Below are 13,428 nucleotides of genomic sequence, written 5' to 3' on the forward strand. Positions count from 1 at the left end.
CTCGGGAGAGAGCCTGAATGTCGCTTCGTCGCACCTTTTCCTTCACCGCCTCGCTGGCGGCCCTGGGCGTAGCCGCCGCCGTCACCGGCGCGACCGCCACTCCGGCCCGCGCCGACGAGGGCATGTGGACCTTCGACAACTTCCCGATCCAGACGGTGAACGACAAGTACGGCACGCGCATCGACCAGGCCTGGCTGGACCGCGTGCGCAACGCCGCCGTCCGTCTGCAGGGCTGCTCGGCCTCCTTCGTCTCGGGCGAAGGCCTGATCCTGACCAACCACCACTGCGTCATCTCCTGCGTCCAGGACCTGTCCACGGCCCAGAACGACTACGTCAAGAACGGCTGGATGCCGGCCATGCGTGAGGAAGAGAAGACCTGCCCCGGCCAGACCGCCGAGGTCCTGACCGACATCACCGACGTGACCGAGCGCGTCCTGGGCGCCGGCGCGGGCCTGGAAGGCGCGGCCTTCGTCACGGCGCGCGCCGCCGAGATCGACAAGATCCAGAAGGAAGCCTGCGGCGACGACCGCAAGCTGACCTGCCAGGTCATCAGCTTCTACCGCGGCGGCAAGTACGCCCTCTACAAGTTCCGCAAGTACGAGGACGTGCGTCTGGCCTTCGCGCCGGAGTTCCAGGCGGCCTTCTTCGGCGGCGATCCGGACAACTTCAACTTCCCGCGCTACGCCCTCGATGCGGCCTTCCTGCGCGCCTATGAGGACGGCAAGCCGGTCGCCTCGCCGAACCACCTGAAGTGGAACCCCGAGGCTCCGGCCGAGGGCGACGTCACCTTCGTCGCTGGCAACCCCGGCTCGACCTCGCGTCTGCTGACCATGAGCCAGCTGGAGCGCCTGCGCGACCAGCAGATTCCGGTCACCCTGATCCAGGGCTCGGAACTGCGCGGCCGTCTGGTCGAATACTCGACCCAGGGCGACGAAGAGAAGCGCGTCGCGCTGGACCCCATCTTCGGCCTCGAGAACAGCTTCAAGGTCTATTACGGCCAGCAGGGCGCCCTGACCGACCCGGCCTTCATGGCCAAGAAGCGCGACGAGGAGACCGAGCTGCGTCAACGCGTCGCCGCCGACCCGGCCCTGGCCGAGCGCATCGGCGATCCGTGGGCGGACCTGGAAAAGGTCCAGTCGACGGCCCGCGACCTCTATCTGCCCTACCGTCAGCTGGAAGGTAACGCCGGCGGCGGCTCGACCCTCTATTCCTACGCTCGCGCCATCGTCCGCGCCTCCAAGGAACGCGCCAAGCCGGTCGCCGAACGTCGCGCCGGCTACGCCGACAGCGACATCGCCGCCCTGGGCCGCCGCCTGGCCTCGGAAGCGCCGATCGCCAAGGGCGTCGAGGAAATCCAGCTGTCCTTCTGGCTGTCCAAGACCCGCGAATACCTGACCGTCGACAACGCCAATGTGAAGTCGATGCTGGGCCGCGAAAACCCCGAGGGCATCGCCGCCCGCCTGGTCGAGACCAGGCTGATCGACCCGGCCTTCCGCGCCGAGGCCCTGGCCATGACGCCGGAACAGCTGGCTGCCTCGGGCGACCCGATGATCGCCTTCGTCCTGGCCAATGACGACGCCGCCCAGGCCGTCCGCACCCAGTGGGACGCCGGCGTCAACGGCCCGACCGCCCGCGCCGCCGAAAAGGTCGCCCAGGCCCGCTTCGCCGTCTATGGCGACAACCTCTACCCCGACGCGACCTTCTCGCTGCGCCTGTCCTATGGTCAGGTGAAGGGCTGGACCTATCGCGGCGTAAGCGTGCCCTCCTTCACCTACATGGGCGGCCTGTACGAGCGCGCCACCGGCGCCGAGCCCTTCAACGCGGCCGCCCGCTTCGTCGACGCCGAGAGCCGCATCAACAAGAACGTGGTCTATGACTTCGTCTCGACCAACGACATCATCGGCGGCAACTCCGGCTCGCCGGTGATCAACGCTCGTGGTGAAGTGATCGGCGCCGCCTTCGACGGCAACATCCACTCCCTGGGCGGCTCGTTCGGCTACGACGGCGAACTGAACCGCACGGTGACGGTCTCCACCGCCGCCGTCACCGAGGCCCTGCGCAACGTCTACAACCAGCCGCGCCTGCTGCGCGAACTGGGCGTGCGCCGCTAAGCTTGAACTTCTCCTCCCCATTTTATGGGGAGGGGGACCACGAAGTGGTGGAGGGGCCTGCCCGGTTGACACGGCCCCTCCGTCTCGTCGGCTTCGCCGTCGATCCACCTCCCCATAAAATGGGGAGGAGACGCCCCCGTCTGACGCAGCGCCCTGCTAGCTTGCTTTGAACGGCGCGCCGATTTCAGACTATTCAGACGAATTGGACTCTGTTTTTCCCTCGCCAGAGTCTGAACCAGGAGTTCTCCATGCGTCACATGTTCTTCGCCTCGGCCGCCGTCCTGGCCTTCGCCGCTGCTTCTTCTTCGGCTCGGGCTGAGGAGGGCATGTGGACCTACGACAACTTCCCCATCGCCCGCGCCAACCAGACCCTGGGCACGAACATCGACCAGAACTGGCTGGACCGCGTCCGCCTGTCGTCGGTCAAGTTTGGCGGCTGTTCGGCGGGCGTCATCTCGGGCGAGGGCCTGGTGATGACCAACAACCACTGCGTCGCCACCTGCGTCGCCAACCTGTCCACGCCCCAGCTGCAATACGCCGAGACCGGCTTCACGCCCAGGAGCCGCGAGGAGGAGCTGAAATGCCCCGGCGGGTCGGCTGAAATCCTGACCGACATCTCCGACGTCACCGAGCGCGTCCAGAAGGCAGGCGAGGGTCTGGACGGCCAGGCCTTCACCCAGGCCCGCGAGGCCGAGGCCGGCCGCATCGAGACCGAGGCCTGCGGCTCCGATCCCAGGATCCGCTGCCAGGTCGTCAGCCTGTATCGCGGCGGCCAGTTCAAGCTCTACAAGTTCCGCAAATACTCCGACGTGCGTCTGGCCTGGGCGCCGGAAGACCGCGCCGCGACCTTCGGCGGCGACCTGGACAACTTCTCCTTCCCGCGCTTCGCCATCGATGCGGCCTTCATCCGCCTCTATGAGGACGGCAAGCCCGCCGCGACCCCGACCCACTTCACCTGGAACCCGAACCGGCCGACCGAGGGCGAGCCCGTCTTCGTCACCGGCAACCCCGGTTCGACCCAGCGCCTGCTGACCCAGGCCCAGCTGATGACCATCCGCGACGTGGTCCTGCCGATGGACCAGCTGATCGCCTCCGAACTGCGCGGCCGTCTGATCCGCTATTCCGAGGAAGGCGAGGAACAGGCCTTCATCGCCATGGACCCCATCGTCGGCGTCGAGAACACCTACAAGCGCGGTCGCGGTCGCATGGCCGCCCTGATCGACCCGGCCTTCATGGACCAGCTGGCCGGTCAGGAGACCGTCTTCCGCCGTCGCGTGGCCGAGAACGAGGCCCTGTCGGGTCAGGTCGGCGATCCCTGGGCCGCCCTGGCCGAGGTGCAGCCGATCGCGCGCGAACTCTATGCGCCGATGGCCCTGCTGGAAGGCGGCACGGGCATGGGCACCACCTCGGTCGCGGGCGGCTCGCCCCTGTTCCAGTGGGCGCGGGCCATCGTGCGCGGCGCCCAGGAGCGCGCCAGGCCGTCCGACCAGCGCCTGTCCGAGTTCGCCGACAGCCGCCTGCCGGGCGTCCAGTCCGGCCTCTTCGCCGAGCGCCCGACCTATCCGGCTCTGGAGCAGATCCGTCTGGAGTGGTGGCTGTCCAAGACCCGCGAATGGCTGACCGTCGACAGCCCCTATGTCCGCACCCTGCTGGGCAAGGAAAGCCCGGAAGGCCTGTCGGCCCGTCTGATCGAAGGCACGAAGCTGGCAGACCCCGCCGTGCGTCGCGCGTTGTGGGAAGGCGGCCTGCCCGCCGTCCAGGCCTCGACCGATCCGCTGATCCAGTATGTCCTGGCCATCGACGCCGACGCCCGCGGCGTGCGCGCCGACTGGGACAACAAGGTCAAGGCCCCGACCGACCGCGCCTCGGAGCAACTGGCCGCCGCCCGCTTCGCCGCTTTCGGCGACGCCGTCTATCCCGACGCCACCGGCACCCTGCGTCTGACCTATGGCCGGGTCGAAGGTACGGACGTTCCGGGCCAGCGCATCGGCGCCTTCACCACCTTCGCCGGCCTGTGGGACCGCGCGACGGGGGCCGAGCCCTTCAACGTCGCGCCCAAGCTGCTGGCCGCCAGGGACCGCATCGACCCCAATGCGGTGATGAACATGGCCGTGTCGTCGGACACCATCGGCGGCTCGTCCGGCTCGCCCGCGGTGAACGCCAAGGGCGAGATCATCGGCGCCAACTTCGACTCCACCGTCCTGACCCAGCGCAACGCCTACGGCTATGACCGCAACGTCAACCGCAGCGTCATCGTCACCACCCAGGCCGTGACCACGGCCCTGCGCGACGTCTACGGCATGGATCACCTGATCCAGGAACTGGGCGTGGCTCCCAAGGTCGCGCCGCGCCGGGCCCGTCGTTGATCGCCCCGACCTTTCGGCCCGCCACGTCTTCGGATGTGGCGGCGCTGCACCGCCTGATCGAAAGCGCCTATCGCGGCGACAGCGCCAAGGCGGGCTGGACCCACGAAGCCGACCTGCTGGGCGGGCAGCGGACGGACGAAGCCGAGCTTCTGGACATCCTCGCCGACGCCGGCCGGGTCATCCTGTTGGCCGAGGTGGACGGGGCCCTGACCGGCTGCGTTCAGGTGGCGGATCAGGGCGCAGGTCTGGCCTACCTCGGCCTGCTGACCGTCGACCCGACCCGTCAGGCGGGCGGTCTGGGTCGCCTGCTGATCGACGCCGTCGAGGCCGAGGCCCGCAGCCGCTTTACCGCCACGCGCATGGAGATGACGGTCATCCGCCAGCGCTCCGAACTGATCGCCTGGTACGAACGTCGCGGCTACGCCCTGACCGGCGAGACGCGGCCCTTCCCCTTGGACGAGACCACCTTCGGCCTGTCCGACCGCGACCTGACCTTCGTGGTCATGGAAAAGGCGCTCAAGTAAAAAACCCTCTCCCGGCGGGAGAGGGCTTGAGCCTCGGAGAGCCGAAGGCGATCCGCTGGGCGACCCAAAGGGCGGCGCGTAGCAGCCAAAGGGTGAGGGGCCACGGCTCCAGTCGGCGGCAGCCGTGGCGCGGGCGGCTTGCGCCGACAGATGCCGACGACCCTCATCCGGCCCTTCGGGCCACCTTCTCCCAATGGGAGAAGGGATTTGTCCTACAGCTCCCGCATCTGCTTCTGGGCGGCGTTGAAATACTGCCAGCCGGTCCACAGGGTGACGATGGCGGCCAGCCAGATCAGGGCGTCCGAGAACAGCTGGAAGTGGGGCAGGTAGTCGAAGGGCAGGCCCCAGCCGTCCCAGTTGCGGGCGAACAGCTGGCAGCCCAGGGCCACCATCTGCAGGGTGGTCTTCCACTTGGCGGCCAGGGTGACGGGCAGGTTGATGCGCCCGGCCATGGTCTCGCGCAGGGCCGAGACCGCGAACTCGCGGAACAGGATCAGGCCGCAGGGAATGATGATCTGCTGCACCGAACCCGAGGTCAGCACGCCCAGCACGGCGCCCGTGACCAGGATCTTGTCGGCGATGGGATCAAGAATGGCGCCCCAGCGCGTCTCGGCGTGCCAGCGCCGGGCCAGATAGCCGTCGATCCAGTCCGTCGAGGCGGCGATGACGAAGATCCAGAAACCGGTCCGGTACATGGCGAACTGGTCGTCGGGGCTCAGCATGGCCGACAGGAAGGGGAAGCCGCTGGTGGCTCCCGCCAGCAGCAGGAACATGACCACGCCCGCCGCCAGACGGATGCCGGTCAGGATGTTCGGGATCGGATTGGCTTTGTGGGCAGAAGTCATCATCACGTCCATTGCAACGCCTGCGGGTGTGGCATGGTTCGCGGCTGGATGCGAGGGCGACGACCTGTCGCCCTCGGCCGAGGTTCAGTCCAGGCGTTCGAAACGCCTGGCGCCCGTCAGCTTGGTCAGGAGGCCGGCGGCGATGCCGAAGTGCAGGCCGCTGAGGCGCAGCTCGCCCGCGGCTTCCTTCTCGGCGATCCAGGGGAAGGTGCGCAGGTTGTCCAGCGACAGGCGCACCACGGCCTCTTCGGCCACCGTCTCCTGCTCGTCAGCGGGCACGCCTTCGAGGGCGGCGCTGACGGCGGGCACGCCCTGGGCGACCCAGGGGGCGACGAAGTCCTGGCAGTTGGACGGGGCGCCGTTGCGCATGGCGTTGACCCCGCCGCACGAGGCGTGGCCCATGACCACCACGTGCTGCACCTTCAGCACGTTGACGCCGAACTCCAGCGCCGCCGAGACGCCGTGCAGCTTGCCGTCCGGCTCATAGGGCGGGACCAGGTTGGCGACGTTGCGCACCACGAACAGCTCGCCCGGCGCGGTGTCGAAGATCAGGGCCGGGTCGGCGCGGCTGTCGGAACAGGCCACGACCAGGGTGTGCGGCTTCTGACCGTTCGTGGCCAGGGCCTCGTATTCGGCGCGTTCGGACGGCCACCGGTTCTGGCGGAAGCGGTGATAGCCCTTGATCAGTTCATTGGTCATGAACGCCTTCCTAGACCCGCAGCGGTTTCCGGCTCAAGTCCTGATCAGGACTTATGGAAGAAGCCGTGGATGCGCTCGGCCAGGGCCTGATTGACGCCGGGGACCTTGACCAGGTCGGCGACCGAGGCGCGCGACACCCCCTTGGCCGAGCCGAAGGCGTGCAGCAGGGCCTTCTTGCGCGAGGGGCCGACGCCTTCGATCTCGTCCAGCGGGTTCTTTGTGATGTCCATCGAGCGGCGCTTGGCGTGGGCGCCGTTGGCGAAGCGGTGGGCCTCGTCGCGCAGTCGCTGGATGTAATAGAGGGCCGGGCTCTTCATCGGCAGCATGAAGGGCGGCTTGCCGGGCATGAAGAAATGCTCCTTGCCCGCGTCCCGGTCCGGCCCCTTGGCCACGCCGACGGCGGTGATGTCGTCGACGCCCAGATCGGCCAGAACCGCCAGCACCTCGGCCAGCTGGCCCGCGCCGCCGTCGATCAGCAGCAGGTCGGGGCGCTCGACGACCTCGCCGGCCTCCTCGTCCTTGACCATCTTGCCGAAGCGACGGCGCATGACCTCTCGCATCATGCCGTAGTCGTCGCCGGGGGTCAGGTCTTCGCCGCGGATGTTGAACTTGCGGTACTGGTTCTTGCGGAAGCCCTCGGGCCCCGCGACGATCATGCCGCCGACCGCATTGGTCCCCTGGATGTGGGCGTTGTCATAGACCTCGATCCGCTCGGGCCGGGCGTCCAGACCGAAGGCCTCGCAGACCTCGTCGAGGATTTTCGAGGTGGCCGAGTTCTCGGCCAGCTTGCGGCCCAGGGCCTCGCGGGCGTTGGTCAGGGCGTAGTCCACGACGGCCAGCTTCTCGCCGCGCTGGGGACGGGCGATCTCGACCTTGCGTCCCGATTTCAGGGTGAAGGCCTCCTGCAGCAGCTCCAGCTCGTGCGGGCGCACGTTGGACAGGATCTGACGCGGGATCGGCTTGTCCTCGTAGAACTGGGCCAGGAAGGCGCCGAGGATCTCGGGATCGGTGTCCGACCTGTCGATGCGCGGGAAGTAGGCGCGCCCGCCCCAGTTCTGGCCCGCGCGATAGAAGAAGACCTGGACGCAGGCCTGACCGCCCTCGGAATGCAGGGCGAAGACGTCGGCCTCGGCGTCGCCGACCCCCTCGGCGTTGAGGCCTGATTCCATGGCGATGGCCGACAGGGCGCGGATGCGGTCGCGCACCCGGGCGGCGTGTTCGAACTCCATCTCGTCGGAGGCCGTCTGCATTTCGGCGGACAGGCGGGCGATGACGGCGCGCGACTTGCCGCGCAGAAAGGCCTCGGCCTCCTTCACCAGATCGCCGTAGTCCTCCAGCGAAATCAGGCCGGTGCAGGGCGCCGAGCAGCGCTTGATCTGATGCAGCATGCAGGGCCGGGTGCGGGTCTCATAAACGCTGTCGGAGCAGGTCCGCAGCAGAAAGGCCTTCTGCAGGGTGTTCAGCGTCCGGTTCACCGCCCAGGTCGAGGCGAAGGGGCCGAAATAGGCGCCAGGCGTGGTGTGGGCCCCGCGATGCTTCCTCACCTGGGGCGCGCGATGGTCGCGCCGGATCATGATCTCGGCGAAGGACTTGTCGTCCTTCAGCAGGACATTGAAGCGGGGTTTCAGCCGCTTGATGTAGCCGGCCTCGAGGATCAGGGCCTCGGTCTCGGTGGTGGTGACCACCAGCTCCATCGAGCGGGTCAGCGACACCATCAGGCCGATGCGCTGGGTGTGGAAACGGCCCTGCGCATACTGGACGATGCGCTTCTTCAGCGACTTGGCCTTGCCGACATAGAGGCAGTCGCCGTCCTCGCCGTACATGCGATAGACGCCGGGCTTGTCGGGGGCGCGGCGCGCCTCGTCGGCGATCAGGGCGGTCGCCTGAAGCGGCAGGTCCTCGGTCGCGGCGGTGTCTATCGTCTCGTCGGTCATCGGGGCGGATATAGGCTCAGGAACGGCGAACCAGAACCACGCCGCCGATCACCAGGGCCACGCCGACGATCCGGCCCAGGCTCAGCGGCTGCTTCTCGACCCCCAGGGCGCCGAAGTGGTCCAGCGCCAGACTGAGCAGAAGCTGGCCCGCGATCATGACGGTGATGGTGGTCGCCACGCCCAGGCGGGGCACGCCCCAGGCGGCGGAGACCACGAAGGCGCAGCCGTAGAGCCCGCCCATCCACGCCCACCAGGGCAGGGCCTTCATCGCCCCGACGTCGGGCCGCGCCTGCAGGATCATGGCCAAGACGCCCAGGGCCACCGTGCCGACGGCGAAGGAGACGAAGGCGGCGTTCAGCGGCGAGCCGACCGCCGTGACCAGCTTGGCGTTGGTCGGGCCCTGCAAGGCCGTGGCGGCGCCCGCCAGCAGCAGGGTCAGGAAGACGAGGATCGGTGTCTGCATGGGCGGACCCTACCAGTTCGGATCGGCGGGCGCGCCGCCGAAGACCTCGGCCAGGCGGTCGCGGGTGGCGCGGGTCGTATCCTCGGGCAGGGCGTCGGGGGCGAACCAGCCGATCTCGGCGATCTCGCCGTGGCTGGTGCGCTCGGTCAGGTCGAAGGCGTCGATGGCGAAGACCAGGACGTGATCGCCGGGAAAGAAGCGCTCGTTGGAATGGACCGAGATCAGGCGCGGTTCGCCCTTGGCGATCAGCCCCGCCTCTTCGCGCAGTTCGCGGACCACGGCGGCCTGGGTCGTCTCGCCCCGGTCCACCCCGCCACCGGGCAGCCACCAGCCGTGCAGATAGGTGTGCTTGACCAGCAGCACCCGGCCTTCGCTATCGACCGCCACGCCGCGCACGCCCAGGGTCATGCCCCGGTTCATCCGTGACCAGGCGAAGAAGATGGGGCGGGTGAAGGGCTCGATTCGGGTGCGCCATGTGGTCATGGGGCGACGATAGGCCGGGCGGCGGCGGCTTGAACAGTCGCGCCTGTGCCTCTATGCGAAGCTTTGAACAGGAGCCTTCCCATGCTGGCCATCGCCATCATCTTCGCCTTCATCGCCGTCATCGCCGCCGTGAACTTCTACGAGTTCGGCCGGGTTGACTGAATCCGCCGCCGGCGCGGGCGGGTTCGACTGGCGCCACGCCGGGGACCATGTCCGCGTCCTGTTGTCGGATGTGGCGGTCGATGTGCGCATCGGCCTGCACCCGTGGGAGCGGCATTCCGAGCGCCCCACGCGGCTGATCGTCAATGTCGAGATGTTCGCCGTCTGGCCTTTGGCGCAAGGCGGTTTCATCGACTACGACCGGGTGCGCGATCACATTTCCGGTTGGCGCGGACGTGATCATGTCGAGCTGCTGGAGACCCTGGCCGAGGAACTGATCGGCGTCTGCTTCAATCTGCCGCCGGTCGAGGCCTGCCGGGTGCGGATCACCAAGCCGCACATCTTCCCCGAAGCCGCCGGCGCGGGCGTGGAAATCTTCCGTCGCAGGCCGGGCTGAATGGGCGAGCCCCTGAACAAGACGGTGCTGATCACCGGGGCCGCGCGGCGCGTCGGCGCCGGGATCGCGCGAACGCTGGCCGAGGCGGGCTGGGACGTGGCCGTCCACCATCGCGGCGGGGCCGACGAGGCGGCAGCTCTGGTCGCCGAACTGACCGGTCTGGGCGTGCGGGCGGCGGCCTTCGCCGCGGACCTGAACCAAGCGACCGAGCGCGACGGACTGATCGACCGGGTCGTCGGCCATTTCGGGCAGATCGACGCCCTGATCAACAACGCCTCCCTGTTCCGCTATGACACCCTGTCGACCCTGACCGAGGCGTCGTGGGGCGAGCATCTGGCGTCGAACCTGACTGCGCCGGTCTTCCTGATCCGCGACTTCGCCCGGGCGGTCGAGGCGGCGGACGGGCAGGGGGTGGTGGTCAACATCCTGGATCACAAGGTGGATAGCCCGAACCCGGACTTCTTCGCCTATACGGCGGGCAAGGTGGGGCTGGCGGGGCTGACGCGGACCCTGGCCATGGGGCTGGCCCCCCGTGTCCGGCTGTGCGGCGTCTCGCCCGGCCTGATCCTGCGTAGCGGCGAGCAGACTGAAGCCGAATACGAAGCGGCGTGGCGCGATACGCCGCTGGGGCGAGGGGCCTCGTTGGAGGATGTGGCCCGCACCGTGCGCTTCATCCTCGAGACGCCCAGCCTGACCGGGCAGAACCTGACCATCGACGGGGGCGAGACCCTGATCGGCCGGGGGCGGGACGTCGCCTTTGACGGGATTCCGGTTCCCTGACGCTGTTCCTGGACCCGCCTTTACTTCGCCGTCGTCAGGGTGTTGATGCGCGAACCCTTCGCGGCGCCTATATGGGGCGACTGCGTTTTCGGAACCCTTGCCCCTGATGCCTGCCGTCCAGTTCACCCGCCGCTTCTCGATGGCGCACCGGCTGATCGCCGATGCGGGGTCGAAGTGCGCCGTGCCGCACGGGCACAACGAGTTCGTCAAGGTGACGCTGGAGCCGACGGCCGAGATCGCCTTTGGCCAGTCGAACCACGCCGCATCCTTCGAGAACCTGAAGCGGCGCTGGCACGGTTTCGTTGACCGCAGCCTGGACCACGCCTTCCAGCTGAACCGGGCCGACCCGCTTCTGGCCTGGTTCCAGACGCATGAGCCGCAGCGGCTGAACCAGGTCCTGACCATCGACGGCGACCCCACGACCGAGGCCCTGGTCATCGCCCTGTGGCGCAAGCTGGAAGCCATCCTCAAGGCCGAGGGCCTGCCCTTCCGTCTGGCAGAACTGGCTATCGAGGAGACGCCGACCAATACCGTCCTGACGCGCGGCCTGACCGAGGCCGAGCGGGCGTGGAAGCTGGGCGACTGGTGCGACCGGGCCGATTTCAGCATCAATGACCTTCTGCCGCCGGAGACCTGGTCGTGAGCGCCGTCGTTACGCCCTTGCCGTCCGCCGAGCCGCGCCGTCTGGGCCTGACCGTGCTGGTGCGCGGTCTGGAGGTTCAGGCCGCCATCGGGGTTCACGCGCACGAGCATGGCCGGCTGCAGCCCCTGTTCGTGGACGTCGAGCTGGACCTCGGCGCCGCCCCGATCCGCGCCCTGTCCGACACCCTGGACTATGAGGGCGTGGCCCGGATCGCCCGCGAACTGGCGGCCGGCGAGCACATCGCCCTGGTCGAGACCTTCGCCGAGCGCGTCGCCCTAGCCTGTCTGGAGGACCATCGCGTCCTGGCGGTCAAGGTCCGGGTCGAGAAGCCCGGCGCCATCCCCGGCGCGGCGGCGGCCGGCTGCGAAGTCGCCTATTCGCGCTGAGGCCGGTTGCGCGGGGCGTTGCGTCCCGCCATTGTCCCGCGTCGTTCAAGAGGTTCCGATGGTCCAGTCCGGCGATTACAGCAGCAACAGCGCGGCCCCGTCCGGCCAGACCAGCGACCTGACCAGTCTTTATGTCGGCTATGCCCTGATCCTGTTCGCCGTGCCGACTTTCGGCGTGGCGGCGGCGATCGGCCTGCTGCGGGTCTGGCGCAAGGCGCCGCCTGCCGATCCGGTGGCGCGCAGCCACTTCATCTTCCAGCAGCGGACCCTGTTGGCGGCCGTCGCCGCCATCATCGGCGGGGTGGTGCTGATCCTGATCAACGTGGGCGTCTTCGTCCTGTTTGTCATGTCGGTGTGGACCATCGTGCGCGGCGCCCTGGGCCTGAAGGATCTGCTGGAAGGCCGCCCGATCCGCCATCCGCTGCGTCTGTTCTACTGAGGCCTGTCATGACCGATCAGATTTCCGAGGCGCGCGGCAATGGTCGAGACGGGGCCGTTCTGGCCTGGATCCTCTATATCCTGTCGATCCCCAGCGCGAACCTGCTGGTCCTGGCGGGCCTGATCGTGGCCTATGCCTGCCGGGGTTCGGCGACGGGGCTGGCGGCCCAGCATATCGAGGCGCAGATCAGCCTGTTCTGGTCGGTCTTCTGGGTCAGCGTCGTGCTGTGGGGCCTGATCGCGGTCAGCGCCGTGGCCTCTGTTCTGCTGATCGGCATTCCCTTCCTGCTGCTGTTCGGACTTCTTTTGCTGCTGGTGTCGATCTGGTTCACGGTCAAAAGCGTTCTTGGTCTGCTGGCCCTGCTGAACGACCGGCCGGCCTGACTTCAGGAGCCTTTCCGTGACCGCCTTTCGCGACCAGCCCGCCGACCGCCGCTTCCAGCAGGAGTTCGCCGACGCCGACGGGCAGGAGCATCCCGTCTGGGCCGAATATGCGGTGCGCGGCCACGCCCGCGTCATCCTGCACGTCGAGGCCCATCCGGCCCTGCGCGGCTCTGGCGCGGCGGGAAGGTTCATGCAGGCCCTGGCCGAGCACGCCCGGGCCCAGAAGCTGACCCTGATCCCGCACTGCAGCTATGCGGTGGCGTGGTTGAAGCGCCATCCCGAGTACGCAGACATTCTTGGTTAGGCCGCGGTCGTCGGCCCTTCGGGACCTCCCGACCCGACGCGGCCTGGCGCTTCGCGCACGCCTGAACAGTGAGAGGCGACGCGCTCAGGCAGCGAGGCTCCGCGAGCCGAGCGTTAGCGCCCTTCAGCCATCATGGATGGCTCTTGGCGATGATGGCCTTCATGGTTTCGGCCTTGGCGGGCAGGTCCTGGACTAGGCGGTGGGCCAGTTCGCGGGCGCCGACCGGATAGGCGTCGCCGCCGTCGGCGATCTCGCGCGCCATGTCGGCGGCCTTGAGCAGGACCTCTTCCAGAGCCTCGACCTGTTCGAGCGCCAGGGCGCGCGCCTCGGCCTGGAGGCGTTTGACGCGCTCGGCGGTCGTCTCGGGCGCACGCATCAGGTCATAGACCTCGGCCTCAGGCGAAGAGACGACGCGCAGGTTGGCGCGGGCCTCGTTGTCGGGGTTGCTCGATTTGGTCATCGCGTATCTCCGTAACGCACCATGCCGCATTTTCGCCGCAAGGTCGCAATCG

The 13,428-nt window shown here is 68.4% G+C and carries 16 protein-coding genes; 10 read left to right on the plus strand and 6 right to left on the minus strand.

All coding sequences use genetic code 11. The annotated features are described in order from the left end of the window. Window positions 1-17 precede the first annotated feature (17 nt). The 3 genes from ACZ5XO_RS03005 to ACZ5XO_RS03015 all read left to right on the plus strand — a co-directional run bounded on the left by ACZ5XO_RS03005 (window position 18) and on the right by ACZ5XO_RS03015 (window position 5,001). Complete coding sequence (locus ACZ5XO_RS03005) at window positions 18-2,111, plus strand: S46 family peptidase (RefSeq protein WP_464163845.1); 2,094 nt, start codon at window positions 18-20, stop codon at window positions 2,109-2,111. A 248-nt stretch (window positions 2,112-2,359) separates the two neighbouring features. Further along, on the plus strand, window positions 2,360-4,477 hold the full coding sequence (locus tag ACZ5XO_RS03010) for a S46 family peptidase (RefSeq protein WP_464163846.1): 2,118 nt from the start codon (window positions 2,360-2,362) through the stop codon (window positions 4,475-4,477). Next, the gene (locus tag ACZ5XO_RS03015; RefSeq protein WP_464163847.1) at window positions 4,474-5,001 is read left to right on the plus strand and encodes a GNAT family N-acetyltransferase; all 528 of its coding nucleotides are present in this window, start codon (window positions 4,474-4,476) and stop codon (window positions 4,999-5,001) included. Before ACZ5XO_RS03010 ends, ACZ5XO_RS03015 begins: the two co-directional genes overlap by 4 nt. A gap of 212 nt (window positions 5,002-5,213) precedes the next feature. Here ACZ5XO_RS03015 and pgsA read toward each other — a convergent pair whose 3' ends face one another. The 5 genes from pgsA to ACZ5XO_RS03040 form a co-directional block, all read right to left on the minus strand. After that, the gene (gene pgsA, locus ACZ5XO_RS03020) at window positions 5,214-5,846 is read right to left on the minus strand and encodes a CDP-diacylglycerol--glycerol-3-phosphate 3-phosphatidyltransferase (protein WP_464163848.1); all 633 of its coding nucleotides are present in this window, start codon (window positions 5,844-5,846) and stop codon (window positions 5,214-5,216) included. Between the two features lie 84 nt (window positions 5,847-5,930). Next, window positions 5,931-6,545 carry a carbonic anhydrase gene (locus tag ACZ5XO_RS03025; protein WP_464163849.1) on the minus strand — a complete coding sequence of 205 codons (615 nt, stop codon included), beginning with the start codon at window positions 6,543-6,545 and terminating at the stop codon, window positions 5,931-5,933. A 44-nt stretch (window positions 6,546-6,589) separates the two neighbouring features. Next, window positions 6,590-8,479 (minus strand): excinuclease ABC subunit UvrC, encoded by a 1,890-nt coding sequence (gene uvrC, locus ACZ5XO_RS03030; protein WP_464163850.1) that lies wholly within the window; start codon window positions 8,477-8,479, stop codon window positions 6,590-6,592. 16 nt (window positions 8,480-8,495) lie between these two features. Continuing rightward, complete coding sequence (locus ACZ5XO_RS03035; RefSeq protein ID WP_464163851.1) at window positions 8,496-8,942, minus strand: DMT family transporter; 447 nt, start codon at window positions 8,940-8,942, stop codon at window positions 8,496-8,498. Window positions 8,943-8,951: 9 nt separating this feature from the next. Next, complete coding sequence (locus tag ACZ5XO_RS03040; RefSeq protein WP_464163852.1) at window positions 8,952-9,425, minus strand: NUDIX domain-containing protein; 474 nt, start codon at window positions 9,423-9,425, stop codon at window positions 8,952-8,954. A 154-nt stretch (window positions 9,426-9,579) separates the two neighbouring features. Between ACZ5XO_RS03040 and ACZ5XO_RS03045 the strand changes: the two genes are divergently transcribed. From ACZ5XO_RS03045 to ACZ5XO_RS03075, 7 genes are all read left to right on the plus strand, one after another. Further along, window positions 9,580-9,981, plus strand: coding sequence for a dihydroneopterin aldolase (locus ACZ5XO_RS03045; protein WP_464163853.1), 402 nt, complete (start codon window positions 9,580-9,582; stop codon window positions 9,979-9,981). After that, complete coding sequence (locus ACZ5XO_RS03050; protein WP_464163854.1) at window positions 9,982-10,761, plus strand: SDR family oxidoreductase; 780 nt, start codon at window positions 9,982-9,984, stop codon at window positions 10,759-10,761. Between the two features lie 106 nt (window positions 10,762-10,867). Next, the gene (locus ACZ5XO_RS03055; RefSeq protein ID WP_464163855.1) at window positions 10,868-11,404 is read left to right on the plus strand and encodes a 6-pyruvoyl trahydropterin synthase family protein; all 537 of its coding nucleotides are present in this window, start codon (window positions 10,868-10,870) and stop codon (window positions 11,402-11,404) included. After that, window positions 11,401-11,790: a dihydroneopterin aldolase gene (folB, locus tag ACZ5XO_RS03060; RefSeq protein WP_464163856.1), complete on the plus strand. Its 390-nt coding sequence runs from the start codon at window positions 11,401-11,403 to the stop codon at window positions 11,788-11,790. The genes ACZ5XO_RS03055 and folB overlap by 4 nt, the downstream gene beginning before the upstream one ends. 58 nt (window positions 11,791-11,848) lie before the next feature. Continuing rightward, window positions 11,849-12,229: a serine/threonine protein kinase gene (locus tag ACZ5XO_RS03065; protein ID WP_464163857.1), complete on the plus strand. Its 381-nt coding sequence runs from the start codon at window positions 11,849-11,851 to the stop codon at window positions 12,227-12,229. Between the two features lie 8 nt (window positions 12,230-12,237). Then, a complete protein-coding gene (locus ACZ5XO_RS03070) occupies window positions 12,238-12,612 on the plus strand; it encodes a hypothetical protein (protein ID WP_464163858.1) in 375 nt (124 codons plus the stop codon). Window positions 12,613-12,628: 16 nt separating this feature from the next. Then, window positions 12,629-12,916, plus strand: a complete 288-nt coding sequence (locus tag ACZ5XO_RS03075) for a GNAT family N-acetyltransferase (protein ID WP_464163859.1) — start codon at window positions 12,629-12,631, stop codon at window positions 12,914-12,916. Window positions 12,917-13,046: 130 nt separating this feature from the next. Here the strand turns inward: ACZ5XO_RS03075 and ACZ5XO_RS03080 are convergent, their stop codons facing one another. Next, entirely contained in the window at window positions 13,047-13,376 is a 330-nt protein-coding gene (locus ACZ5XO_RS03080) for a hypothetical protein (RefSeq protein ID WP_464163860.1), read from the minus strand. Window positions 13,377-13,428 lie beyond the last annotated feature (52 nt).

Source organism: Brevundimonas sp. T2-11 (assembly GCF_055397675.1).

Bases quoted from the DNA above. Each gene is read 5' to 3' on its own strand.
- ACZ5XO_RS03050 (WP_464163854.1), top strand. From the start codon at position 9,982: ATGGGCGAGCCCCTGAACAAGACGGTGCTGATCACCGGGGCCGCGCGG.
- ACZ5XO_RS03065 (WP_464163857.1), top strand. From the start codon at position 11,849: ATGGTCCAGTCCGGCGATTACAGCAGCAACAGCGCGGCCCCGTCCGGC.
- ACZ5XO_RS03055 (WP_464163855.1), top strand. From the start codon at position 10,868: ATGCCTGCCGTCCAGTTCACCCGCCGCTTCTCGATGGCGCACCGGCTG.
- ACZ5XO_RS03005 (WP_464163845.1), top strand. From the start codon at position 18: ATGTCGCTTCGTCGCACCTTTTCCTTCACCGCCTCGCTGGCGGCCCTG.
- ACZ5XO_RS03010 (WP_464163846.1), top strand. From the start codon at position 2,360: ATGCGTCACATGTTCTTCGCCTCGGCCGCCGTCCTGGCCTTCGCCGCT.
- pgsA (WP_464163848.1), bottom strand. From the start codon at position 5,846: ATGACTTCTGCCCACAAAGCCAATCCGATCCCGAACATCCTGACCGGC.
- ACZ5XO_RS03025 (WP_464163849.1), bottom strand. From the start codon at position 6,545: ATGACCAATGAACTGATCAAGGGCTATCACCGCTTCCGCCAGAACCGG.
- ACZ5XO_RS03040 (WP_464163852.1), bottom strand. From the start codon at position 9,425: ATGACCACATGGCGCACCCGAATCGAGCCCTTCACCCGCCCCATCTTC.
- ACZ5XO_RS03035 (WP_464163851.1), bottom strand. From the start codon at position 8,942: ATGCAGACACCGATCCTCGTCTTCCTGACCCTGCTGCTGGCGGGCGCC.
- ACZ5XO_RS03080 (WP_464163860.1), bottom strand. From the start codon at position 13,376: ATGACCAAATCGAGCAACCCCGACAACGAGGCCCGCGCCAACCTGCGC.
- uvrC (WP_464163850.1), bottom strand. From the start codon at position 8,479: ATGACCGACGAGACGATAGACACCGCCGCGACCGAGGACCTGCCGCTT.
- ACZ5XO_RS03070 (WP_464163858.1), top strand. From the start codon at position 12,238: ATGACCGATCAGATTTCCGAGGCGCGCGGCAATGGTCGAGACGGGGCC.